This is a genomic window from Prevotella sp. C0209C1 (genome assembly GCF_056583855.1).
On record NZ_JBWPJP010000006.1, the window covers coordinates 20,658 to 47,381 of the forward strand.

General features: G+C 38.3%; 20 protein-coding genes. 7 read left to right on the forward strand and 13 right to left on the reverse strand.

Translation table 11 applies throughout. The features are described 5' to 3' along the window. The first annotated feature begins 4 nt into the window (after positions 1-4). The 6 genes from AC1DCD_RS02590 to AC1DCD_RS02615 all read left to right on the forward strand — a co-directional run bounded on the left by AC1DCD_RS02590 (position 5) and on the right by AC1DCD_RS02615 (position 9,370). The gene (locus AC1DCD_RS02590; RefSeq protein ID WP_464652996.1) at positions 5-718 is read left to right on the forward strand and encodes a DUF4843 domain-containing protein; all 714 of its coding nucleotides are present in this window, start codon (positions 5-7) and stop codon (positions 716-718) included. Positions 719-731: 13 nt separating this feature from the next. Then, positions 732-2,174, forward strand: a complete 1,443-nt coding sequence (locus tag AC1DCD_RS02595; protein WP_024992605.1) for a hypothetical protein — start codon at positions 732-734, stop codon at positions 2,172-2,174. A 5-nt stretch (positions 2,175-2,179) separates the two neighbouring features. Then, the gene (locus tag AC1DCD_RS02600; protein ID WP_464640127.1) at positions 2,180-4,720 is read left to right on the forward strand and encodes a zinc-dependent metalloprotease; all 2,541 of its coding nucleotides are present in this window, start codon (positions 2,180-2,182) and stop codon (positions 4,718-4,720) included. Beyond that, positions 4,720-7,257, forward strand: a complete 2,538-nt coding sequence (locus AC1DCD_RS02605) for a zinc-dependent metalloprotease (RefSeq protein WP_464640125.1) — start codon at positions 4,720-4,722, stop codon at positions 7,255-7,257. Before AC1DCD_RS02600 ends, AC1DCD_RS02605 begins: the two co-directional genes overlap by 1 nt. 78 nt (positions 7,258-7,335) lie before the next feature. Next, positions 7,336-8,277 carry a thioredoxin-disulfide reductase gene (gene trxB / locus AC1DCD_RS02610; protein ID WP_008446479.1) on the forward strand — a complete coding sequence of 314 codons (942 nt, stop codon included), beginning with the start codon at positions 7,336-7,338 and terminating at the stop codon, positions 8,275-8,277. A 109-nt stretch (positions 8,278-8,386) separates the two neighbouring features. Beyond that, positions 8,387-9,370 carry a bifunctional methionine sulfoxide reductase B/A protein gene (locus AC1DCD_RS02615; RefSeq protein WP_464640159.1) on the forward strand — a complete coding sequence of 328 codons (984 nt, stop codon included), beginning with the start codon at positions 8,387-8,389 and terminating at the stop codon, positions 9,368-9,370. 134 nt (positions 9,371-9,504) lie between these two features. Here the strand turns inward: AC1DCD_RS02615 and AC1DCD_RS02620 are convergent, their stop codons facing one another. Beyond that, positions 9,505-9,633 carry a hypothetical protein gene (locus AC1DCD_RS02620; RefSeq protein WP_262498003.1) on the reverse strand — a complete coding sequence of 43 codons (129 nt, stop codon included), beginning with the start codon at positions 9,631-9,633 and terminating at the stop codon, positions 9,505-9,507. An 804-nt stretch (positions 9,634-10,437) separates the two neighbouring features. Between AC1DCD_RS02620 and AC1DCD_RS02625 the strand changes: the two genes are divergently transcribed. Beyond that, entirely contained in the window at positions 10,438-11,472 is a 1,035-nt protein-coding gene (locus tag AC1DCD_RS02625) for a YeiH family protein (RefSeq protein WP_008446432.1), read from the forward strand. A gap of 273 nt (positions 11,473-11,745) precedes the next feature. On the opposite strand, the gene rodA is transcribed toward AC1DCD_RS02625, so the two are convergent. The 12 genes from rodA to AC1DCD_RS02685 all read right to left on the reverse strand — a co-directional run bounded on the left by rodA (position 11,746) and on the right by AC1DCD_RS02685 (position 26,577). Next, positions 11,746-13,221, reverse strand: coding sequence for a rod shape-determining protein RodA (rodA, locus tag AC1DCD_RS02630; protein ID WP_464640157.1), 1,476 nt, complete (start codon positions 13,219-13,221; stop codon positions 11,746-11,748). Positions 13,222-13,228: 7 nt separating this feature from the next. Further along, on the reverse strand, positions 13,229-15,364 hold the full coding sequence (locus tag AC1DCD_RS02635) for a penicillin-binding transpeptidase domain-containing protein (RefSeq protein ID WP_464640122.1): 2,136 nt from the start codon (positions 15,362-15,364) through the stop codon (positions 13,229-13,231). Further along, positions 15,365-15,865 carry a rod shape-determining protein MreD gene (mreD, locus tag AC1DCD_RS02640; protein ID WP_019035783.1) on the reverse strand — a complete coding sequence of 167 codons (501 nt, stop codon included), beginning with the start codon at positions 15,863-15,865 and terminating at the stop codon, positions 15,365-15,367. A gap of 5 nt (positions 15,866-15,870) precedes the next feature. After that, positions 15,871-16,758, reverse strand: coding sequence for a rod shape-determining protein MreC (gene mreC, locus AC1DCD_RS02645; protein ID WP_019035782.1), 888 nt, complete (start codon positions 16,756-16,758; stop codon positions 15,871-15,873). 15 nt (positions 16,759-16,773) lie between these two features. Beyond that, the gene (locus AC1DCD_RS02650) at positions 16,774-17,796 is read right to left on the reverse strand and encodes a rod shape-determining protein (protein WP_008446511.1); all 1,023 of its coding nucleotides are present in this window, start codon (positions 17,794-17,796) and stop codon (positions 16,774-16,776) included. A gap of 40 nt (positions 17,797-17,836) precedes the next feature. Continuing rightward, complete coding sequence (locus AC1DCD_RS02655) at positions 17,837-18,430, reverse strand: IMP cyclohydrolase (protein WP_464640119.1); 594 nt, start codon at positions 18,428-18,430, stop codon at positions 17,837-17,839. A 96-nt stretch (positions 18,431-18,526) separates the two neighbouring features. Further along, the gene (locus AC1DCD_RS02660) at positions 18,527-19,777 is read right to left on the reverse strand and encodes an MFS transporter (RefSeq protein ID WP_464640117.1); all 1,251 of its coding nucleotides are present in this window, start codon (positions 19,775-19,777) and stop codon (positions 18,527-18,529) included. 107 nt (positions 19,778-19,884) lie between these two features. Beyond that, the gene (locus tag AC1DCD_RS02665; RefSeq protein WP_464640115.1) at positions 19,885-20,901 is read right to left on the reverse strand and encodes a branched-chain amino acid aminotransferase; all 1,017 of its coding nucleotides are present in this window, start codon (positions 20,899-20,901) and stop codon (positions 19,885-19,887) included. Between the two features lie 377 nt (positions 20,902-21,278). Beyond that, on the reverse strand, positions 21,279-22,052 hold the full coding sequence (locus tag AC1DCD_RS02670; protein ID WP_008446728.1) for a hypothetical protein: 774 nt from the start codon (positions 22,050-22,052) through the stop codon (positions 21,279-21,281). A 157-nt stretch (positions 22,053-22,209) separates the two neighbouring features. After that, positions 22,210-24,225, reverse strand: a complete 2,016-nt coding sequence (locus tag AC1DCD_RS02675) for a fructose-1,6-bisphosphatase (protein WP_464640113.1) — start codon at positions 24,223-24,225, stop codon at positions 22,210-22,212. 25 nt (positions 24,226-24,250) lie between these two features. Then, positions 24,251-25,408 (reverse strand): hypothetical protein, encoded by a 1,158-nt coding sequence (locus tag AC1DCD_RS02680; RefSeq protein WP_464640111.1) that lies wholly within the window; start codon positions 25,406-25,408, stop codon positions 24,251-24,253. Beyond that, the gene (locus tag AC1DCD_RS02685) at positions 25,405-26,577 is read right to left on the reverse strand and encodes a glycosyltransferase (protein ID WP_464640109.1); all 1,173 of its coding nucleotides are present in this window, start codon (positions 26,575-26,577) and stop codon (positions 25,405-25,407) included. The genes AC1DCD_RS02680 and AC1DCD_RS02685 overlap by 4 nt, the downstream gene beginning before the upstream one ends. Between the last annotated feature and the right edge of the window lie 147 nt (positions 26,578-26,724).

Consider the following 26,724-nt stretch of genomic DNA (forward strand, 5'->3'; position numbering starts at 1 on the left):
GAAAATGAAAAAAACATATATTTTTGCTCTTGTTGCAACAGCACTCATCACTGCTTTGAGTGCATGCAGCAATATAGACTACAATGGAGAATACAGCAAAGACGGATATTATAACACAAATAACCAAGTATATTTCTATTATAAAACTGCTGCCGACTCTATTATAAACTATTCCTTTAGTGGTAAACCTGACGACACATTAACACACACCGTTTATGTGCCGGTGAGGTTAGCAGGAAAACTTATAGACAAAGCGCAAACATTCAAGGTTGCTGTTAATGGCGCAAGTACGGCTAAAAGCGGAGAACATTATAGCGCTTTAGCTCCTGAATATAGTATCCCTGCTGGTGCTATGCAAGCCTACTTACCCATTAAGCTCATAAGAAAAAACCTATCCGAAGAGAAGAACGACTCTATAAAGCTAATACTAAACCTTATACCTACCAACGACTTAGGTACAAGATTTAGCAAAAGCAACAAGGTTACCATTACCTTCGATAACGTGCTTATGAGACCCGACTATTGGGACGTTTTAGAGCTTTGGGGTATTGGAACATATAGCCGGGCAAAGCATAAAATGCTATTGGGCTTTTATAACGGCGATGTAAAAGGTATATACGATGGGGTTACCAATAACCCACCTGAAGCTCTTTACAAGCTGTATGGTTATGTAGTAAAAATAAAAGAATACTTTGACGCGCATCCAGAAAAACAATAAAAACAAAAAACTTATGAAGAAAGCATACTTACTATTGATATTCGCTATAAGTTTGTCGTTATGCTCTTGCATAAACGACAACTCTACCGAAGCCGCTAACTCATCTTCGCTGTTAAGTCTTACCAAACCTTTGGATAAAACTTACAGCCTCAACAGGTGGGAAACACTTACCATAACACCACAAGTAGCACAAACTAATAAGCAAAAAGATATAAGCTATGAGTGGGAAATAAACTATAAGGTGGTATCTAAAGAGAAAGATCTCAAATATGTATGTGCTGACTTTGGAAAATTTCCAGCACGATTAAAAATAACAAACGGTGATGATATACGCTACTACGAATTTAATATCGACGTACAATACTCATACGGACAAGGCGTTTACGCACTGGCACAACATGAAGGAAAAGCCATACTTTCATATATACCAGATGGAGCAGAAGGGAAAACTTTTGCATTAGATGTGCTTAAAAAGAACAATCCTAACACAGACTTTACAGGGACTGCAAATGCTATCGACTACACTGTAGCCTCTGGAGGAAAGCCTCTAATGTACATAGCCGTAGGCAATCCCTCTAAGATATACGAGCTAAACCCTAACCTTATGACAATAGGATTCTCGATAGCTGCCACTGGCAACGTGTCATGGTTAAAGCGAGACCCACGCGGATACCCTGCCTTAATGTTAGTAAAAGAAGACGATAAGCTCAAAACACTACGCATGCTAAGTCCGTCGGCTACACTCGTACCTTACTCAAGCAACTGGGAAAAGAAAGTTAATGACAACACTCTCAATTTTGCTAATGCTGCAACACTATGGAAGAGTGAAGACCTACGTTACACACATGCCATAGCCTATTACGACAACACAGCAGGGCATCTCTTCGTACAAGCATCTCAATATCCTAAATCGCCTGATGAAATACTTAAAGGCAAGTTCTCTAAGCAGACGTTAATAGGCATAGGAGGGATTAATCAAGAACGAAAAATAGCCTTAATAACATATAATAAGGATACTCATAAATATGTTTTCTATCATATTTTCCCAGGATTCTTCTCTTCAAAGAAAGAAAAGCAACAAGAGCCTAATATAATATATCAAAAGGAAATGCCTGCTAACACTGGAATAAACGAAAACTCTATAGTATGCACTACACCTACCAAGAACCTCGTTTACTACTCTTCAGCAAACAAGATATATGGGTACAACGTGCTATCAAATGGGTCTTTCCCTACAGAGCCTCTTTTCTCTGTTGGCGAAGAGTCTGAAAACATCGTAGACCTATACATATCTCCTGATGACAGCAAGCTATATATAGCTACCAACAACACTAAAGGGAGCCTTGTAGGAAGCATTTACTGCTACAACTTAGTGGACAACAAGATGATATGGCAGAAGAGAAACATTACAGGGAAAATAGTAAAAATAACCTATCGTAATCCAGAAACGAAATAAAAGAAATGAAACTAACATCATTAAGAACATACACTACAGCAATAATCTTATTGCTGTCGTGTGTCTTTATTACCACTGCTAATGCAGATGATAATAAAAAGAAAGAAGAGAAAAAAGAAAAGAAAGAGAAAAAAGAGACAAAATTCGATAAACTTTTCAAAAACAAACTGGTAGACAAAGCTACCAGCAAATTTATTACAATATATAAAACAGACGGTAAACTTTACTTTGAGCTGCCTCTTAAATATCTGAAAAAAGAAATGCTACTCGGAGGAACCATTTCTTCTGTTACTGACCCTACATACATAACCGTAGGCATGAAAAACTTCAATCCCATTGACTTCTACTTTGAGAAGCAAGACAGTAGCATAGTAATGAAAACTCCTAACACCATCGTATACCAAGATAAAAACACTTCATTGCAAATGAAAGAGGCTCTCGCACTAAGCTACCGAGATCCTATTTTTACAGGTTTTAAAATAGAAGCCTACAACAATGACAGCACGGCGGTAGTTTTTGACGTAACTTCGCTATTAGGCAAACCAAGTACATTGCTACCTATAATACCTAAGAAAAATGGCGATTTTACTATTAATGGAACACCTAAATCGGAAATGTCGTACACAAAAGCCATTAAAAGTTTCGACGACAACCTTACCATTACTAATGATTTCAATTATAATATCACTGCCTCCATATTGTCAATACCTCTATCAAGCGATATTCCAAACACTATTGGGGTAACTTACAGCTTAATGCTATTACCAAAAAGCAATATGCGCCCTCGAATAATAGACTCACGCATAGGTGTTGCATCGACAAGGAAAATATTTTTCAAAAATGATATGTCAAAGAGCGATGTCGTCTTTTTAGCACATCGTTGGAAGCTCATACCAAGAAACAAACACGCCTATGCCAAAGGGAAACTATCACTGCCCGAAAAGCCTATACGATTCTATATTGATGATACCTTTCCACAAGCATGGAAAGAACCTATAAAGAAAGGAGTCTTAGCATGGAACAAAGCCTTTGAAAAAGCAGGATTTAAAAATGCTATCGAAGTAGCTGATTTCCCACAAAACGATAAAAACTTTGACCCTGACGACCTCGCTTTCTCTTGCATAAGATATGTGCCTAACAAAGCCGAAAACCCCTTTAGCGCCTCATGGGTAAATCCTGCCACAGGAGAAATAATAAATGCGTCTGTGTTCATCAATAGCAACATCAGATACTTACTACACAAATGGCGCTTCGTAGAAACAGCCGCCGCCGACCCTGAAGCACGCTCAGGAAAACTCTCTGACAAGCTATTCGCTGAAGGGCTCACCATGGTTGTAGCACAAGAAATAGGTAAAACGCTCGGGCTACTTCCTAACCCTGGAGCCTCATCTACTTATTCTGTAGAAAACTTACGCCGAGCTCAATTCACTAAAGTTAATGGGCTTACACCCTCTATCATGGACGACGTACATTACAACTACATCGCACAGCCTACCGACCACAATGCTACATTATGCAGCTACTCACCTGGCATGTACGATTATCATACCATAGAGTGGGATTATAGATACTTCGACACAGAAAAAATCTCTGCGTCTAAAGAAGCAAAAATATTAGAAGACCTTACAGATAAACGAGTAAAAGACCCAAGATATCGCTATTATCGCGAAAAAACAATATTATGGGACCCTCGTGTGCAACCGGGCGCACTTGGAGACGACCCTATAAAAAGAGCAAAACTTGGCATACAAAACCTAAATACCATTCAGAAAAATATACTCTCATGGGTGAAAAACGATGAAGATAGCCGTATAAAAGAAAAATTATACCTAAGCATAGCACAGCAATATTATGCTTTCTTTAAACAAGTAATGAGCTTAGTAGGAGGAATATATCTCAATGATATGAAAGAGTCGTCGGGAGTTCCACGCTACCAAGTAGTACCTAAAAACAAACAAAGAGAAGCTTTGCTTTTGGCTTTAGCAGAAGCATGCCACTTTAAGCACCATGCTAACACTACTTTAGAGAAACGTGGCTTTATAGCCATTAGCTACTACGACCAGCTACTTGAGTTTATTGGTTACGAACTAATGGGAGCTCGTACACGCGTAGCTGTGGCATCTCACCTCGATAACAAAGCATATACACAGAAAGAGTTTTTCGATGATCTCTTTAATGGCATCTTTAAAAGCGTATACGTAGGTAAAGCACCATCACAAGAAGAACGTATCTTACAACAAACCTTCCTTACCTACTCACGATCGGTTATAGCTAAATCTTCTGGGAAAAGCTCTATAGGAAGCAAATCGCTTAAAGACAGCAACAACATTATACCCACAACAGTAGGATATGGCAACCCAACATCGTCTTTAGCTCCAACTATAACTCCTGCTATGGTAGATAGATCGGATATATACTTTTATAGTAGTCTTCTTAAACTGAAGCCTATGTTAGAAAAATGCTTGAAAAAGAACTTACCTAACGATGCTAAAGCACATTATCAAATGCTACTTTTTAAGGTAAATAAAGAATTGGAGGATAAATAATGAGAAAACTTTTTTCATTTACAAATAATATCAAAACATTCTTCTTCTTTCTTATTTTTACTATAGGAACTAATGCCGTTGCAGGAAATTTCAACTTCCTCAAAAAGAAGAAAAAAGATGAAAACAAAACCGTAGAAGTAAAGAAAACACCATACGAACACGCACTAACCGATAAGCTTATAATGGGTAGTAAAGGGACTTTCATATCGCTTTACAAAACCGATGGCAAGCTGCTTATAGACTTGCCACGCACATCTATAGGGAAAGATATGCTCATCGGGGCCACGATAACATCAGTATCTAATCCGAAGTTAGGAGAACTGGGATTTAAAAATTCTAACCTTGTACACATACGCTTCATAGAAAAAGACAGTGTTGTTGTAATGCAAATTGTCAATACTGACCTCTTCTACGACCATAACAATGCACAAGCAGCTAAAAGCTCTACTAAAAATTATAATAATCTCGACTTCTGTACTTTCCCAGTTAAAGGACGTAGCAAAGATAACAAATCGGTGCTTTTCGATGCGTCCTCGTTCTTTTTAAAAGAAAATCGTTTCTTCCCGATCATAGAGACATCAACAGGGTCGCTAAAGGTAAGCTCCTCTCTAAAAGAAAATCTATCACGTATCACTGAGCTTAAAACTTTCGATACCAACGCATGTATAAAGATGGAACGTAGCTACCTTGCCACTATCTCTGGATCAAGTAAGGCAAACACCATTTACAACTATCCTGTAAGCATTGGGGTAAACTTTACCATTGCACTACTTCCTGAAATACCTATGACACCACGGCTTGCTGATACAAGGATAGGAGTATTCCAAATAGAAAAAGACGTAGAAGATAATGGAGCTATAGAAAAAGCTTATTTTGTAAAAAGATGGAGAATAGAGCCTAAAGATACTGCGGCTTATTTTGCAGGAAAGCTATCTGAAGCTGTAAAACCTATAGTGTTCTATATAGAAAACACCTTCCCTGACGGTTGGAAAGATGCTATTAAAGCAGGTATATTAAGGTGGAACAAGGCATTTGAAAAAATAGGTTTTAAAAACGTAATGCAAGTGCGCGACTTCCCTAAAGACGACCCAAACTTCGATCCCGACAACTTTAAATACTCATGCATACGCTATCTACCTACAACAGTAGAAAACGCCATGGGTCCTTCTTGGGTAGACCCTCGCACAGGCGAGATAATAAATGCTACAGTATTAGTGTACAACGATGTCATAAACACTATAGACAACTGGCGCTTCGTACAAACAGCACAATGCGATCCGCAAGCCCGAGTAGCACACATGCCTAAACATATATTACAAGAATCACTCGAATATGTCATAGCACACGAGATAGGACATACCTTAGGTTTTATGCATAACATGGCTGCATCTGATGCTTTTCCTACCGACTCTCTACGATCGGCAACCTTCACAAACACCTATGGTACTACACCTTCGATAATGGATTATGCCAGATTTAATTACATAGCACAGCCTGAAGATAAAGGAGTAAAGATGACACCACCTAACTTAGGAGTGTACGACTACTATATTGTAGACTGGACATATAGGCTCTTTCCTCACTCTAAGGGATATAAAGACGATGAAAGCAAGCTAAACGCTTTAATAGAGAAACACGCTAAAGACCCTATGTACCGCTACGGACTACAACAGGGAAGCACACGCTACGACCCATCTTCAATTGAAGAAGACCTAAGTAACGATCCTGTTAAAGCTGGAACTTACGGACTGAAAAACCTTAAATTCATCATTGATAATATGGACAAATGGCTTAATAATGATGATGATGGCACACGACGTAACGAGCTTTATCACGAAATACTTAATCAGGCTTACGGCTATATATATAACGTATATGCATATATTCCCGGCATCAAGCTATATCAAACGAGCGAATCGTCTAAACTCCCACGATACACTGTTATACCTAAAGCCAAGCAACGTGCTGCTGCACTCTGGCTTTTAAAGCAAGGTAAAGTGTTCGCTGATATGGGAAATGACAACTTAGAAAAGAAGCTACCATACGCTGGAAACAGACCTTTCAAACTTATGGCACATGACGTACAAGCTCTATCTATGATGGCTGCTTCAAAGCTAAACTTGTCTTTCTATCTCGATTCCACATCATATTCACCTTTAGAATATTTAGAAGATGTATACCAATATGTATTTCAGAAAACTATAAAAGCATCTGAAAAACTCGATCAATACGATATTGATATGCAAAGCATGTTCGTCCGATTACTCAAATCGGGCATAGAACAAGTAAAACAGGTAGCTAATGTTTACAACATACATACAGAGAAGTATGCAACTACATCACTAAACTTTGGTAAAGGAAATGGAGAGCCTGAACCTTTATGGGGAGTTACAGTAGGAAGAAACAGCGAGTTTATGCTCTTCTATGCACAAAAGCTGAGAAAACTACTGCAAGAACGAATAAAAACAACCTCTAACACATATATAAAAGCTCACTATATGATGCTACTTCGTAACATCAATTCCTATCTAAAATAAAAAGTAAAATATAAAATAACTTTGATTATTTAATTAATAACCGTACCTTAGTGGGCAAACAAAATAAAAACAAACAATATGGAAAAGATACAAACTTTAATCCTTGGCAGTGGACCTGCAGGATATACAGCAGCAATTTATGCTAGTAGAGCTAATCATAAGCCTGTTCTTTATGAAGGATTACAGCCAGGAGGACAGCTCACCACTACCACAGTGATAGAAAACTTTCCTGGTTTTCATGAAGGCATTGATGCTAATAAGCTAATGGCTGAAATGAAACAACAAGCACAATATTTTGGCACAGAGGTGCGTTCGGGGTCTATAGTAGAAGTAGACCTCAGTAAACGCCCGTTTATAGCTAAAGATGAACGAGGTAAAGAAATAGAAGCACAAACAATAATTATTGCCACTGGTGCATCTGCTAAATATCTTGGTCTGCCTGATGAAGAGAAATATCGCGGACAAGGCGTAAGTGCTTGTGCTACTTGCGATGGCTTTTTCTATCGTAAACGCACTGTGGCCGTTGTAGGTGGAGGAGACACCGCTTGCGAAGAAGCCATGTACTTATCTGGATTAGCTAAAAAAGTATACATGATTGTACGCAAAGACTATCTTCGTGCCTCAAACATTATGCGTCGCCGCGTGGAAGAACAAGATAACATAGAGATACTTTATAACACCAATACCGTAGGACTATTTGGGCAAGACGGTGTAGAAGGAGCACATCTCGTTCGCTTCAAAGGGCAGACAAATGAAGAAAAATTCGATTTGCCTATAGACGGCTTCTTCCTCGCCATTGGGCATAGCCCTAACACAAGCCTCTTCAAAGGTCAAATAGATATGGACGAACATGGATTTATCCTAACAAAAGGCTTCTCTGCAGCTACATCTATAGATGGGGTATATGCAGCAGGAGATGTAGCCGATCCTATATATAGGCAGGGGGTTATAGCTGCAGCCACAGGAGCTATGGCAGCTATTGAGGCTGATAAATTTTTACAATCGCTTAAAAACAAATAACCTCTTATTGCTTGTTATGAAATTTTCATTACTCCTTTTCTTAATAAGTTTCACCTTATCAAGTGCATGTCAAAGCACTACTAAGAAAGGTAAAAATATTAATACCGTTATGACTACTGCCACTATTAAGCCTCAGAAGACTACTTTCAGAAAAGCCACCAATGCCGAACTCAAGGCTCGCCTTACTGCAGAGCAGTATGCTGTTACGCAGAAAGCTGCTACCGAAAAGCCCTTTACCAACAAATACGATAAAGAGTTTCGACCCGGCATCTATGTCGATATTACTACAGGAGAACCTTTATTTCTATCTACAGACAAATATGATTCAGGCTGCGGATGGCCAGCCTTTAGCAAGCCTATAGACAAGAAACTCCTCGTAGAAAATACCGATAAATCGTTTGGAATGACAAGAACTGAGGTAAAAAGCCGGACTGGCAATGCTCACCTTGGTCATGTCTTCGATGATGGACCTATGGAAAAAGGAGGCTTAAGATATTGTATTAACAGTGCATCACTTCGCTTCATACCCCTTAAGGATATGAAACGCGAAGGATATGGTGCATACATAAAATTATTAAAACCTATGAAAGAAATATATGTAGCAGGTGGATGTTTCTGGGGAACAGAGCATTACTTACAACTTATAGACGGAGTAGTGGCTACAGAAGTGGGCTATGCCAATGGTAACACTCCTAACCCTACTTACGAAGACGTATGTACCGACCGCTCTGGCTATGCTGAAGCAGTACATATAACATACGACCCTAAGAAAATAAGTTTGGAATTCTTAATAAAACTTTTCTTTAAAGCCATAGATCCTACAAGCATCAATAAGCAAGGAAACGACCATGGCACACAATACCGCACAGGAGTATATTATACCGACAATGCGGATAAAGCCATAATAGACAAGGTCTTTAGCTTTGAGGAAAAAGCCATTGGTAAGCCTCTTGCCGTAGAACGATTACCTTTAAAAAACTTCTACAAAGCTGAGGAATATCATCAGGACTATCTTTTGAAAAACCCTAATGGATATTGTCATCTGCCACAATCCTTATTTGAATATGCCAAAAAGGCAAAAGAAAAGAAATAAGAAAAAACAAAACTAAAAGAAGAAAAGCACCTATACCCTACTATCTAATATAGGAGCTATATAAAAACAAAATAAAAAAAAGAGGGATCATCACAAGGAATAATATCCTTTGAGATGATCCTTCTATAATTAAATCAATATGCTGTTATTAACTTGCTTTGCCGCTTTTTATCTATCATCTCACGGCGAGCCTGCCTCATCATCTCTATACGAGCACTAACATTACTTTCACTTTCCTTGTTTGCTGAAATCAACTTACTCATTTCTATTGTCTTTATTATTAAACTTAAAAACATAGCTTTGCTTTCATTACAAAACTGTTTCCTTTCGGAAATGCTGCAAAGTTACACTTAAAGGATATTATAACTCAAAGTTTGCTCCATAATATTATAGCTGCACACTGTTTTCTTGACTTACGGCAATATCATTGATATGTATCAACAAAGGCATATTTATCTTCTTTTACTTACTATAAACAAGCGGCATTAGAGCTTTTTTTCGTACCTTTGTACATGTAATATTATCGAGTAATTAATAACCCGTAAGACCAAAGGGGTCTTACACAAAAGAAGAAAGGAAAATTATGATGACTATTTTTGGTATTTTCACCATTGTTGCAGCAACAGTTGCTGAAATTTTAATTGTTTCGAGAAAGATTAATCTCGACTAACAATCCCCCCTATTGATATTTATTTCCAATAGCACATTCACCTATTTGGCGAATGAATACAAGTTAAGGCGATGCTTATTAAAACAATAAGTATCGTTTTTTTTTGTATAAATAAGCCCTTAAAATGCTATTTAGCTTAAAAACATACCACAGTAACACATATTATATACATATAAAACTGCTATACATAATATTAATGTTAATATGATATGTTAAAACATTTCCATTTTCTAAATAGGCTTTTCTCCATCTTTTCCACCTAAGTTTAGCAATATGGTATTCGTTGTTTATACTTTATCTTAGTACCTTTGCAGGCGACAAATTTTAATTTATGCTGCCTCTCATAGATAGAGATTATATCCGCTCTGATAGTGCAGTTAACGTATAAAAGAAGAAAATGAAAAGATTATCAAAAGAACGGAGCAGCATGCTTCAAGGTGTACTATTTATGGCACTCTTTGCTTGTGCATCATTTTATTTTGGCGATATGAGCTGGGCAAAAGCTATATCCTTCTCACCTATGATCATAGGTATTATCCTTGGTATGATCTATGCTAACACCTTACATTGTAACTTACCTTCTACATGGATACCTGGTATAGTATTCACCTCTAAACGCATACTTCGTTTCGGCATTATACTATATGGCTTTAAGCTTACCTTTCAGGACATCACTGCGGTAGGGTTACCTGCCATAATCATAGATGCCATCATAGTAGTAGTAACCATTTGTGGTGGTATGTTTATAGGTAAATTGCTAAAAATGGATAAGGACATTGCTCTTCTCACCTCTGTAGGCTCTGGTATCTGTGGAGCTGCAGCAGTGTTAGGAGCTGAGTCGGCTATACGCACAAAGCCTTACAAGACAGCAGTAGCTGTGGCAACCGTAGTTATCTTCGGTACACTATCTATGTTTTTATATCCTATCCTTTATCGTGCTGGAATATGTAATCTGCCTGCTGGCGAAATGGGTATCTTTACAGGTAGCACGGTACACGAAGTAGCTCATGTGGTAGGTGCTGGTAATGCCATGGGTGCAGATGTAGCAAGTAGTGCTATCATAGTAAAGATGATCCGTGTTATGATGCTTGTTCCTGTAGTGCTTGTATTAAGCTGGATGGCAGCAAGAACAAATAAAACAAACAGTGAAGGTGGTAAAGGTAAGGTAAACATTCCTTGGTTTGCAATATTGTTTTTATTAGTAATCTGCTTTAATAGTCTTAACTTATTACCCAAAGGCTTAGTAGAATTTATACAGACCATTGATGTCTTCCTTCTTACTATGGCAATGACGGCTCTTGGTGCCGAGACAAGTATTGACAAATTTAAAAAAGCAGGATTTAAGCCTTTCCTTTTAGCTGCTATCCTTTACTGCTGGTTATTGGTAGGTGGATACTTTTTAGTAAAGTTCATAGTACCCACGCTTATATAATGACATTATAATATAGAGTAATATTTTTTCAAACGGGGCATAATATTTATTTCTATTGAAAAATATCTTTTCCCCTTTTAAATATTGGCAGACTTTCTCTTAGCTACGCCTTTGCGTGCTTTCATAAAGTCTGCCTTTACTATGTTATTAACACTGTTTTTAGAATATACTAAAAACTATGACTTATATACCACTAAAACATATCAACCCAAGCTCATAAAGATAAGGCGTATAAGGTTATATATCTATAAAAGCTCCTGCGCTTTATATGTACTATTGCCTTATAAGGTTTCGCCCTGCATCTATACGTAAAAATATAAATAAAAGTATGGTAAAGCCCCATAACGAAGACCCGCCATAGCTAAAGAAAGGCAGAGGAATGCCTATAACGGGAGTTAGTCCGAGTACCATTCCTACATTTATAAATAGGTGAAAAAAGAATATTCCTGCCACACAATATCCATAAATACGCCCAAACTTAAATGTTTGCCGCTCCGCAACATGCATTATACGCAATATAAGGCAGCAAAACAATACCAATACAGATGCCGAACCAAGGAAGCCTTCTTCTTCTCCTACTGTACAAAAGATAAAGTCGGTATCTTGTTCGGGTACAAATTTAAGCTTTGTTTGTGTGCCATTCAGAAATCCTTTACCTCGCAAACCACCAGACCCTATGGCTATCTCGCTTTGATGCACATTATATCCAGCACCTGCCAAGTCTTCATCTAAGCCCAAAAGCACATTTATACGAACACGCTGATGAGGCTGCATAACATTGTTAAGAACATAATCAGCCGAATAAAAAAACGCTATTGATCCTATGGCAAAGAGCGATATATAAAAATAATGTGGGAAACGGGAATTAAGACCATTATAAATAAAATATCCTATAATAAAGGCTGAAAAGATAAGTTGCACCCAAACAACATCGAATGGTATGACAAACTCTGAGAACAACACCGCTATTAAGGTAATAGAAAACATATATATCAACAAACGTTTCGTCTTCTTTTTATCGCCTAAATATACCCATATCATAGAAATAGAAAAGAGTTGTACAAGAAACAACACTACAAACTTACCCACCGAAGTAGGCATATCCCATAACATTACGTTTTCATATTTTATACCTACTACAAAATATATTATCATAGATAGACCTGTGAAGAGAAAAGCACCGGGCATACCTTCACGATAAAACATAAAAAAGAAAGAGAGATACACTAAGGCAGAGCCTGTCTCACGCTGCCCTATGATGCAAAGCATAGGAAGGAAAATAAGTCCGCAAGCTATCATAAAATGTTTCCTATTACTCATAGTAAACCCATAGACAGACATAAATTTTGCTATTGCTAATGCCGTAGCAAACTTAGCAAACTCAGCTGGCTGCAATCGTAATGGTCCTAATACAAGCCACGATCGTGAGCCTTTTATGCTATGAGGATTAAAGATAGTGGCAAAAAGCAATAACACTAATAGCCCATAGACAATATAAGCAAAGGTGTCAAAGAAGCGATCGTTCATCATAAGAAGAACAAAACCAAGGCAAATGGAAGTACCTATCCAAATAACCTGCATTCCAGAACGCGTAGAAAGCGAAAATATTTCGGTATCACCATAAGTGTAGCTCGCACCACACACACTTATCCAGCCAAATATAAGGAGGGCAATATATATACATATTGTCCACCAATCTAAGGAGCGAAGTACTCCGGGCTGTTTGTCGGCAGAATAATTACTTGGCACTATATATTTATTTTTTATATTTTTCTTCATCAGAAGGATTCTTATCCTTCTTGTCGTTATCATTATCTTTTTCGCTCTTTCCTCTACCTATATTATCATCTGTCTCTGGACGAATAATAGGATCGTTAGGGAGCTGTGGCTTATTCTTTTCTTTTTTCTGAGCATCAAGGCGAGCCTTTTCAGCTTTTGCCTGCTGTATCTCTTCTATCATTTTCATTTCATTAATATGCCTGATAGAATCTTTTATTTGTGTAACCCGCTTAATAGAGTCTATACGAAGCGAATCAGCCTTTGTAAGCGGCCGTTTAAAGGAATAAGATATATGTCTCTTTTGTATCTGGTCTGCTTTAGCCATATCGCCAGGAGTAAGTTTCCCGTTAAGATATTGCTCTATCATTAATGACCCTATAGGCACACCATAGACAGCTCCAAAACCACCATTTTCCACATATACCGCAATAGCTATTTTAGGTTTCTCCACAGGAGCAAAACCCATAAAGACAGAATGGTCCTTGCCACGATTCTGGGCAGTACCCGTTTTTCCTGCTAAGGAATAACCCGGATGGGGGGCTCCTGCACAAGTACCATCATACACCGAGCGCACCATACCAGCTACTACCCTCTCATAAGCCCTCACACTGCCCATTGTGCGATGATGCTTAATATATTTTTTATCTATCTTCCTACCCTGTATCTTCCTAACTACATGAGGCGTGATAAAGTAACCACGGTTAGCTATCGTCGCACCAAGGTTAGCTATCTGAAGAGGGGTAAGATTAACCTCGCCCTGACCGATAGATATTGATATTACCGATAAGGGGTTCCACCTGCCTAAAGCATGGTCGTAAAACTGCGCATTTGGTATCATTCCACGCTTTTCGCCCGGTAAGTCTATACCCAGCTTATACCCAAAGCCCATTGATACCATATAGTTTCGCCATACTGTCATAGCCTCATCAAGACTTTTATATCGCCTACGGTTAGAGAGCATGTGATATAAGCCCCAGCAAAAATAAGCATTACATGATGTTCCTATAGCTGGCACTAAAGATAAAGGTGAGGCATGAGCATGACAGCCAAGATGAAGACCTTTAAAATAAAAGCCATGATGGCACGCATAACGTGTAGAATCGGAAATGATACCTTCGGTATAAAAGGTTACTGCTTGCCCTGTCTTAAAGGTAGACCCTGGAGGATACTGTCCCATAATGGCACGATTGAGCAAAGGCTTTGCAGGGTCAAGCATTAGCTCATGCTGTGTTTTACCACGCATCTTTCCTATCATCTGGCGCGGATCAAAGGTTGGCGATGACACCATAGCAAGCACCTGTCCCGTCTTAGGCTCTATAGCTACAATAGCTCCTAACTTGCCTTCCATCAAACGTTCTCCAAGCTGCTGAAGAGAAGCATCTAAACCTAACTGTATATCTCTACCGGGCTTAGGCTTTTGATCGAATTTGCCATTCTGATAACGACCTTGTATCTGGCCGTGAGCATCGCGCAATAGTATCTGCACACCCTTCTGACCACGCAAATCTTTTTCATATTCACGCTCTACACCCATCTTTCCTATATAGTCGCCGGGCTGATAATAACTATCTTTCTCTATATCTGCCTGACTTACCTCTGCCACATCGCCCAGCAAATGTGCTCCTATAGGCTGTTGATACTCACGCACGCTACGCTTCTGGACATAAAAACCTGGGAAACGATATAAACGCTCTTGAAAAGCACTAAACTCTTTATCTTTTAATTGACCCATAAAGAGCTGTTGAGTAAAGCGCGAATAGCCCGGATTTTTGCTGCGATCCTTAATATCTTTCATACGCTGTATGAAAAAATCCTTTGTGATATTAAGCGATTTACAAAAGTCGAGAGTGTCTATATGTCCTTTCTCTTCGTTCATCACCACCATAACATCGTAAGCAGGCTGATTATAAACGAGCAGCTTACCATTACGGTCTGTTATAATGCCTCGTGAGGGATATTCTATCTTTTTTAGAAAAGCATTAGAGTCGGCACTCTTCCTATAGTCATCACTGGCTATCTGAAGAGTAAAAAGGCGCATTATGAAAGCTACCACAATACCTATAGCTACCGCGCTTAATACTAATCTGCGCTTTTCAAAATCATAATTTTTCATCTACTGCCTTCTTACATTCTCTATTACAAGAATTAACACCGTAGTAAGCAGCGTGCTACTTAATATATATGCTCCCCACGCTAAAAAATTAAAGAAAGAAAACATATCAAGCGAAAAGAATACTACGTTATAAACAAGACTCATAAAGAAAGCAAACAAAGCATAGTTGCCCAGTCCTAACGTATCCATACCGGGTAGCAACGCTTCAGAGCTTTCACGAGGAAGAAAAGGCATCAAGACAAAAGGCTGAATGGCACTCATCAGGGTAAGCGAAAAGGAAGATATACCCGGAGTATTAGAAAAAACATCTATAAACAACCCCATGAAAAACGACCATAACATCATGCCCCAACGAGGATAATTACGACGAAACTGTATTATAAAGTAAACGTATAATAATGGTGTAGCTATACCAAAGAGGTGAACGTGATTAAGCACAAACACCTGTAAAAGGATTAGTAAAACAAACCAACCTAACTTTTTAAAAAACTCTACATCCATTATCCTTAGTTTGTCTTTTGTGTAGTACCTTGTCTTTCGAGAGGCTTTATAGAGTCTATAGCAGCCTGCATTACCTCTAACCTCTCTTTTATAGAAGCATCATCAAGCACACAGACATCACGCAGGTTACCAAAGTCGGTAGATAGCTTTATAGCTAACCTATAAGATAAGCCATCTTCTGAATTGTATACATGCTTTATCTTACCCACCAAAATGCCAGCAGGGAAGATAGAAGAATAACCACTTGTAACCACTCTGTCGCCAAGATTAAACTTAGCATGGCGTGGCACATCGTCAAGATAAGCTATATCGCTCGCACCACCTCGCCAATGTAGATAGCCAAAGTAATTACGACCCTGAATGGAACAACTTATATTCGACTTTGAGTTTAGCACTGGTATCAATACCGAATAATGGCTTCCTGCAAGATATACAACACCTACCACACCATTACCACAAGCCACACCCATATCTTTGTGTACACCATCTGAAGTACCTTTGTTGATAGTAATGAAATTGTCGGTCTTGGTAAGAGAATTGTCTACTACCTTAGCAAGTATCATCTTATACTTTGTAAGGAAACGATACTGCCCACGTTTAAGATAGGCAGTATCTTTTGTTTTATCGTATAGCTTAGCATACAATTCCTTATTCTCCTGCTCAAGCAAGAGGTTACGACGCGTAAGACCTTCGTTTACCTTTGTTAATGTAAAGAAAGAGCTTATCTTTGAGCTTACGTCATACACTGTTCCGCTAATATAATTTGCCGTAGTAAACCATACACTGCCCTGATAATCGTTAAAACGAAACAGTAGTATTAGGCTAAACACCTCTAACACTACAAACAAAAACCAATGCCTATACTTAGCAAGAAACTCTATGAGGTTGTGCATCTATGCTACAATAGCTTATCTCATAAGAAATGAGAAACGATCTACATTCTTTAATGCTATACCTGCTCCCTTTGCCACACTGTGTAAAGGATCTTCAGCTATATGGAAAGGAATATTTATCTTCTCTGTAAGACGACTATCAATGCCACGCAATAAAGCACCACCACCACTTAAATAAATGCCGTTCTTTACTATGTCTGCATAAAGCTCTGGGGGAGTACTTTCTAAAGCAGAAAGCACAGCGTTCTCTATCTTTGCTACCGTCTTATCTAAGCAATGAGCTATCTCCTGATAACATACAGGCACCTCCATAGGCAAGGCAGTAATACGATTAGGACCATGAACAACATAATCCTCAGGAGCTTCTTCGCCAAGATCGGTCAAAGCAGAGCCTACATGCAGCTTTATACGCTCTGCCATACGCTCAGAAACCTTTACATTATGCTGCCTGCTCATATACTCCTGAATGTCTGCCGTTAGCTCATCGCCTGCCACACGGATAGAATTGTTACAAACTATACCACCTAAAGAAATAACAGCTATCTCGGTACTACCACCGCCTATATCTACTATCATGTTACCCTCTGGAGCCTCTACGTCAAGCCCCATACCTAAAGCAGCTGCCATAGGCTCAAAAATCAGATAAACATCACGCCCATCGGCACGCTCGGCAGAATCGCGAACGGCACGAAGCTCCACCTCAGTAGAGCCTGAAGGCACACCTATAACCATACGCAATGATGGCGAAAAGAAACGGTTACCACTATGCACCATCTTTATAAGCCCACGTATCATCTTCTCGCAAGCAGAAAAATCGGCTATAACACCATCACGAAGCGGACGAATGGTACGAATGTTCGGATGCTCCTTTTCATACATCATCTTAGCATCGCCACCCACTGCTATCATCTTATCAGTGCGACGATCAAGAGCTACTACAGATGGCTCATCAACAACTATTTTATCATCACTAATAATGATGGTATTTGCTGTTCCAAGATCCATCGCTATTTCTTGGATAAATGAAAACAATCCCATTAATTTTTTTATTTTATTTTTATATTAATATCGTTTTTTCTTATTTAGCAAACCATTCATGAATGGCTGTGTCATAACTGCTACTAACGGCAAAAGCACGCTCGGCAAAGGTCTTACGATCGTCTAAATCGGTCTGTGCTCCCTTTGTGTTAAGTATCTGCAATAACACTGGATATTCTGCCTTACTGGGCACTATCACAACGTCTTTAAAATTCTTAGCACCTGCACGGATTAAAGAAATACCGCCAATATCTATCTTCTCGATAATATCTTGCTCCGAAGCACCACTTAACACCGTTTGCTCAAAAGGGTAAAGATCTACTATCACCAAGTCGATAGCAGGTATTTCATACTCTTTCATTTGGGCAAGGTCGCTCTCATTTTCACGACGAGCTAATATACCTCCAAAAATACGCGGGTGAAGAGTTTTCACCCTACCTCCTAAGATAGAAGGATAAGAGGTTATCTCCTCCACCTTCTGACACTTATAGCCTAACTCTTCTATGAAAGAGTGAGTGCCTCCTGTACTAAGAAACTTAACACCTTTTTCGTTCAACTTAGCAAGCACATCTTCAAGGCCATCTTTGTGATAAACCGAAACTAAAGCGGTTTTAATCTCCTTTGTTCCAGACATTATATAAATTCTTTTATGGATTTAATATGCAAAGTTAATAATTCACATGAGGAAACAAGCATTTTTTCATATAAAAAAAAGCAGAATACTAAGATATTATTCTATTTTTACCTTCTTTGCTATTAAGAAAGGAAACAGACACGACACCATTACCAATACAAAAAAGACCTTATACCCTAAAGCCTCTGCTAAAGCACCTGCAAAAAGACCTGGAAGCATCATAGACAACGCCATAAAACCCGTACAAAGAGCATAATGGCTCGTCTTATGCTCACCCTGACTAAAATATAACATAAAGAGCATATAAGCACTAAAACCAAAGCCATAACCCGCATTTTCTATAAACACTGCAAGTGCGATAAGAAAAATACTCTTAGGCATAGCAAAGCCCAGATAAACGTAAGCCAGATTAGGTAAGGTGATGGCAAGTGTCATAGGCCATAACCACTTACGAAGACCATCTCTGCTTGCTGCCAAACCTCCTAAGATGCCACCTCCCAACAAGCCAACCACACCCACTATACCATTTACCATACCAAAGGCTTCTAAAGACAAAGCCAAGCCACCTTTAGATATATCTGCGCGCAAAAACAATGGTCCTATAGGGTTAAGTAATGCCTCTGGAAGGCGAAAAAGTAGCATAAAACCTATTGCCATTAATATTTGCTTCTTCTTGAAAAAGCTAACAAAAGTGGACACAAACTCGCTAAACAAGTAAGATACTGACAAGCTCTTATGCTCTGCCTTTCTCTCTACATTAGGCAATACTAACTTATGGTAAACACTAAGTCCTATAAAAAGACCTGCCAAACCATAAAACACTAACGACCACGAGAGCTGTACCTTCATATATGCTTGCAAGAAGCCAGCCAATGCTACTAAGCCCCCTTTGCCTATGATGAGGGAAATGCGGTAAAAGGTAGAACGAATACCTACAAAATAAGCCTGCTGCTGCTCTGTAAGCCCAAGCATATAAAAGCCATCAGCACCAACATCGTGTGTAGCACTGGTAAAGGTAAGAAGCCAAAAGAAACATATCGTACCCTGTAACCAATAAGAAGTGTTTATGGTAAAGGCAACGCCTGCAAATGCTGCTCCTAATAACATCTGCATGGCAAGTACCCACCAACGCTTAGTCTTAATAAGATCTAAAAAAGGACTCCATAAAGGTTTTACTACCCAAGGAAGATAAAACCAAGATGTATAAAAAGTAGTTTCCGCATCGCTCAGACCCATCTGCTGATAAAATACTAACGAAACGAGAGTAACAGCAGCATAAGGCAAGCCCTCTGCAAAATATAAAGATGATACCCACGACCAAGGGGTTATTTCCTTATTTGTTTTCAATGGTTATACAATTTTAAATAAATACAGATAATAACATCTTGCTAAAGATATTATTATATTTATATCATCATATAATACATTTATCCCTTACTAAGAGTAAAAACTCATTAATCTATAACTACCCTTGTCCAGCCATGCTTATCGGCTACAGTGCCATACTGTATGCCACGAAGAGTCTCGTATAGCTTTGTAGACCAAGCTCCCGGCTTATCACCATAGCTATACACCTTACCCGTTTCTATATCGTCTAAATGGGATATAGGCGAGATGACCGCAGCCGTGCCACAAGCTCCTGCCTCTTCGAAAGTATCAAGCTCCTCTTCCAAGATAGGACGACACTCCACCTTCATACCAAGATCTTCTGCTATCTGCATCAAGCTCTTATTAGTAATAGAGGGAAGGATAGAGCTCGACTTTGGTGTAACGTAAGTATTATTCTTAATACCAAAAAAATTAGCTGCACCACACTCATCGACATATTTCTTCTCCTTAGAATCTAAATAAAACTCAGAAACATAACCCTTCTCGTGAGCCAGCTTATTTGCTTTAAGAGAAGCTGCATAGTTACCACCCACCTTATATTTACCTGTGCCAAGAGGGGCAGCACGGTCGAACCTACGCTCTATAACATACGGATTAGACACAAAACCTCCCTTAAAATAAGGACCCACTGGAGTCGCAAAAATAAGAAACAAATACTCCTTTGAAGGCTTGACACCTACATTAGCACTTGTACCTATGAGCAAAGGACGAAGATAAAGCGATGCACCACTCTCGTATGGCGGGATATATGCTTGATTGAGCCTAACAACCTTCTCTGCCATCTCTATAAAAAGATCTGTAGGAACCTCTGGCATAACAATACCTCTACAAGTTTCCTGCAAACGAGCGGCATTCTCTTCTGCACGAAACAGACGCACTTTACCGTCAGGACAACGATAAGCCTTCAAACCCTCAAAAGCCTCTTGCCCATAATGCAAGCACGTTGCTGCCATATGAAGCTTTAAATATTCATCTGAACTTATTTCTATTTCGCCCCACTTGCCATTGCGATAATAGCAGCGGACATTATAGTCTGTTGGAACATAACCAAATGACAAACCAGACCAATCCAAATTTTTCATAAAAAAATCGCGTTTTAATACCTTTTAAATAGTTTAAGACAAAGTTAAACAAAATACCTATAGTAAGCAACCTTTTAGGACTAAAAGTAAACTTATTTATGTAATATATTTTTTAATTATACAATTTACACAAATACTTGCACGCTTTGCTTAAATGTGTGCAAAATGAAAGTTTCATATACCTCACGGCAGAATTAAAACACAAAGAAAAAACTATAAAAACCCCTTGATAATCTTTACTATTACTAAACATCAACTTTTGCTATAGAAAACATCACCTTTTCACAAGGAAAAGATGATGTTTTACTCACCAAGAGATGACCTTTTATAACTCTTTGTATAGCAAATAGTTATAAGGCTATTTCAGACCTCCATGCTTAAAGAATGCGAGTAGTTACGCCCAACTTTAAAACTGGATAAAACTTTAATTTATCTACTATATTAGATACCTCTTTAGTATCTTTTGACAAATCGTCAATATTAAGCTCAGAGCCGTTCTGGTAAACCTTTAGCTTGCCCATAAACTGGCAGCCTAATTCAAAGCGAACCCCTACTCTGTGCTTTGGTATGGCACGCCCAAAACCTAAACCTAAATAAGGACGGAAGCTATTTACACGCAATTCGCCTTTAACATCGCCATTATTATCAATACTTATCTTGTTTTTTCCAAGCTCTATACCTACCTTGCCTTCTAACTCTGGGTGGCTTGCTATTTGCTCTTTCACCTCGTCGCTATGCCCGGTGAACTCTGCTATAGTAGCACCACCAAAAGAGAAACCTGCTGCAACAAAAAACAAGCTATTTCCACCAAAAGGATAATAATTGGCTTTAAGATCGAAGGTAGTACGCTTAAAATCTATCTTTCCCTCTACCCCTTTGCTAAAGGTATATTTCTTATCATTTACTGAAACAGTATTATCAACATCAAAATTATTACTTATTTTTATACCCGGTATTATGTTTACTCCAAGACTAAGCTCTAAGACGCTCTTATAATTACTTGCTACAGAAAAGCCTATACCCTCTGTACCTGCACTTACCTGCACTCCTACTCTATCAAAAACGCCACGTTTAAAATCCTCGCCTTGAGCCTTTAACCCTGTATAGCATAATAAGCTCATAGCAAAAAACAAAAATAATCTTTTTTTCATAATAATCTTTTTCTTGTAATTTTATAAATATATAATTCCTATTCTCTGCTGCAAAGATACATATTTTTTCTTATATAAAACTTTTTTATATATTTTTTATCTTCGTAAAAGCAAATCTTCTTATATAAGAACATATATATCCTCACACAGAAAGTGGCTAATATTTCTTAGGCGGATTTCTACGTTCTTTCTCTGCAATGAAGCCTGTACGATAAGCGTACAATAGCTCTTTTAAGGCGTTTATCTGCATACGAAGTTCTGCCCCCTTATCGGTATCAGCTACACGGATACGCCGCTGATTCATTTCCACTATCTGTGTGGTACTCACAATGTCGGTACCTCGCTTAATAGCATCTTCTGCCGAGGTAAAAGGCTCGTGCTGCACTAACTGAAACCCCCTCGAATGGAACACAAGGGTATATCCTGCAATGCCCGTTTCCTTATGATAAGCCTCAGACAATCCTCCGTCTATAACCATGAGTTTACCTCCTGCCTTAATAGGATTTTCGCCTTTTGCTACATGCACAGGCACATGACCGTTTATAATATGTCTGTTTGGCTTAGGCACATCAAATTCGTCTAAGATCATATCGGCTATCTCCTCTTTATCGCGCATTGTGAAATAAGCTCCTTTAGGCTCTTTATGCGTGGCCTTATCTTCTATAAAATAACGCTCAAAGGTAGCCATCTTTGCCTTATCGAAAAGCGGGCTATCGGCTCCACACCATAGGTACAGAAAAAAGTCGATAGCATATTGTGGGTCTATACCTTCATCGTTTTCTGTCCCTTTCTGAAAAGCGCGACGCACTATAACCCCTATATGATGAAGAAGCTCTCTGCCTTTAGCTTTTAGTCCGGGATAGATCTCTACCTCTTTAAGCTCTCCTTCTTTTGTCAGTGGTATAGAAGCATGATAGAGAAGGTTGTTGTTAATAATGCGATACATACGCCCATGTAATAACAGCTGGCGTATATGTTCTTGCAATCTCTCACTCGTTGTAAAAGACTGCTGCAACTTATCTATAAGAACTTGTTCCTCTGAGGTTAACGCATTCGGATTTTTAGAGTCTATAGTAGGGAAGTGGCATGAGCGCATATCATATACATGCCCCTCTATGGTGATAGTGCCTTTTTTATAATCTATATGCTTTAAAAGTTCTCTATCTTGCATTTTCCATAAGGGGTAACGCTCAAAGAGCTGCGATTCTATCTTAAACTGCAATATACTAATAGCCTTATGCATTTGTGCCAACAACGTTTTATTACGCTCATCTATCTTATCCTCTACAAGGATTTTCGGATAAAATTCCTTACAAGGGTCGTCGCTATATGTGTCCATAGCGAAGGTAGCTAAATGTATTAAGTTAATGCCATACCCATCTTCTATGGTGCTCATGTTAGCATAGCGCAGAGCTATACGTATTACATTACATATACAGGCAGCGTTACCTGCTGCTGCCCCCATCCATAAGACATCGTGATTACCCCATGTAATGTCCCAGTTATGATAATTCTTTAATGTATCCATTACAATATGTGCCCCTGGTCCACGGTCGTAAACATCTCCCAATATATGTAGCTGGTCTATTACTAAACGCTGTATAACCTTACAGATGGCAGTAATGAAATCGTCAGCACGCCCCGTAGTAATAATAGTAGAGATAATGGCACTGATATAATCGGTCTTATCCTTATCATCGGAGTTTTCATGAAGCAGTTCCTGTATGATGTAAGCAAAATCTATGGGTAGTGTTTTACGCACTTTAGACCTTGTATACTTACTTGATACATCACGACAAACTTCCACTAAGCGGTATATAGTAATATGATACCAGTCGTTAATATCCTTTTCTTCTTTTTTAACAAGCTCTAATTTCTGCTCTGGGTAATAGATAAGCGTACACAAGTCTTTCTTCTCAGATGTGCGCAAAGTATCTCCAAAAAGCTCATTTACCTTTCTTTTAACATTACCAGAGGCGTTTTTCAATACATGCTGAAAAGCCTCATATTCGCCATGAATATCTGCAAGGAAATGTTCGGTACCCTTAGGCAAATTCATAATAGCCTCTAAATTGATTATCTCTGTTGCAGCATCGGCAATAGTAGGAAAGGTTTGAGAGAGAAGTTGCAAATACTTCTCATCTTTTTGTAAATCGTATAATTTATTTGTCATAATAATCGTTATTATATAATTATATTTATTTTCGCTTATTAAATATTTTATCTATCTGCCTTGTTGTCCTATTATCGAGTGTAGGTAAAGGCATAAATCCTTCTTCAAGCTGGGTAAACTGCTGTAAAACTTTAATCATGCAGCACGTAAACTTATACAGATGTGCTTTTTTAAGTAGTTCTTTTAAGCGGTCCTCATCATAATCGTTATATTTTAAAAGGATATGTAAGTCGCACAAATGCTTTAAGCTCATAGTCTTTTTCTTATAAAGCAGCTTCATATAATAACAAGCTATAACAATGTCTTTTAACATAGTATCACAAGATAAGTCTTCTTCTTTAAAGAGCTTTTTATATAGCTTCTTACTATGTTTGCCTCTATATTCTTCTATAGATAGTGTGCTTTTTGGCTTTAACAGTGGAAACCTTGTTATGCCTTGCGTATCTATAGCAGGGGCATCTATTTGTAAACGCTGTATGCTATAGTCTATAATATCTCTAACGCCCTCATCGTCTGCATAAAGAAAAATACGTTTCCACTGCTCGTTATTAAGACTTCGCAGACTAAGAGTTTGATTAACGGGTAAAGGGTTGTTATAATGCTCTTTATATAACCCTGCTGTCAATAAGCTTTTTACCGCGTCCTTTTCCTGCTCTGACATCGCAAACTGGTATACAGAGTCGATTATTTTCTTATAAAAAACAATAGTCGCTTCTGCCGTCTCCTCTGCTTTTATATCGCTATTTAGTACTCTCGACTTAATGACCCCTATCCTCTTGCTCCAGCCTTTTCTTATAATAGCTTCCTTTTCCTGCTCATCATCAATAACAAAAGTATCTATCTTCTTTATTAAAGGAACAAGATATAAATACGATTTTAACAGTTTTGCTTTTGGCTGCTCTTTCTTTCTTTCAAAAGAGTTTAGGCTCCAATAAGAAGATAAGGCAATAGGGATATTTTTCTTTGACGCTATTTTAGCACAACGACAGGTGGTTTTATCCCAACAAGAATGTATATGAACAATGTCAGGGCTTAGCTCTGCTAATATTTTTACAAACTCTGTATAATCCTTTGCCAGAGCTATATCGACATATTCCTTCTCACCTTCTATCAATGTTTTTATACAGTCCGACCTAAGGTCTAACTGTTTCATATTCTCAACGTAATGTAAAACTTTCATCATAGCTTATGTGAGATGAAATCATATTTATTAGCACGGCGATACATAATGATAACTTTTAGCTTGTGCCATACCATTATTATTTCATAAGGGATAACCTTCCACACAGGTATTATTACCCCTAACGACTTACTCCTTTTATTAAATATCACACAGCGCAAGATAATTGTTATAAGAAGTGATAAGAAAACAGCCCCTAAGATTATCTTACTGTTTGTAAGCCAACCTAATATTCCAGCAGCTATAATAGCTATATAATTAAGGTATAATGCCCATTGGTCTATATTAAACCATATCCTATGGCTTATACTTCTTGCTAAATGCTTTCTGTCCTCTATATAGAAAAGGTGCTTATCACGATAGCTCTTCTCTGTTGGTGTAGGCTCTGTTAAGGTGCCTTCCTCACTGTTTACAAAAGAAAGGTTGCCTTTTATAGCAAATTTATTAACCAGAAAGTCGAACTCTCCACGAAGATATTTCAAGTTTCCTCTAAAGCCTTCATTTCTCAAAAACATATCTTTCTTAAACAACAACGCACTATCTTCACAGCGATAAGGTGTAGAAAAAGCATATTCACGTTGGAGATATTGGGCTGTATAAAGCCGTTCAAAACGTAAAAAGTCGGCTGTACTTTCTTCATACTCAGTATTGCCCACCACAAGGTCTGTAGCATCTGTAATGCCGCCTGCAAGCTCCCTTAACCACTCTTCAGACATAGGCTTACAAGAAACATCTACCATAGCTATCCAGTTATGCTTTGCTGCCTTAACACCTAAGGTGATAGCAAGTTTTTTCCTGCTCATATAGCGTGAAGAATTAGGGACAAAAGTAATATAAAGATTTTCACAAGCAAACTGCTTTAAAACATCTTCTGTCTCTTTATCTTTCTCTTGCACAACAACGACAACTTGAAACTTGCCCGGATAATCCTGATTAAGATACAAAGGAAGATTACGTAATAGCACCTCTGCATTATCCGTAGGGGTAAGTAAAACAGAAATAGGGGGTAAAAGCTCTTGAGCTTCTAAAGCTAAGGGCTTAGCTTTATTCTCGTCTTTAGATAACCTTTTATTACTAACTCTCCTAAAAAATGGGTTTATAAAAGGTGTCAGCAAGGCTAAAAAAAGAACAACCACAGACACTATAATAGTTAGAATATCTACATTCAACATCTTTTATAAAATATCGTTCAAATAACCAAACTCTTATATATACTTAATGACAAGCAAAGGTAAACTTTATTTACACCAACTCTTTCATTATCTTAACACATATTCTTTCTACCACATCAACATCAGCCACAAAGCCCCTGCCTTATC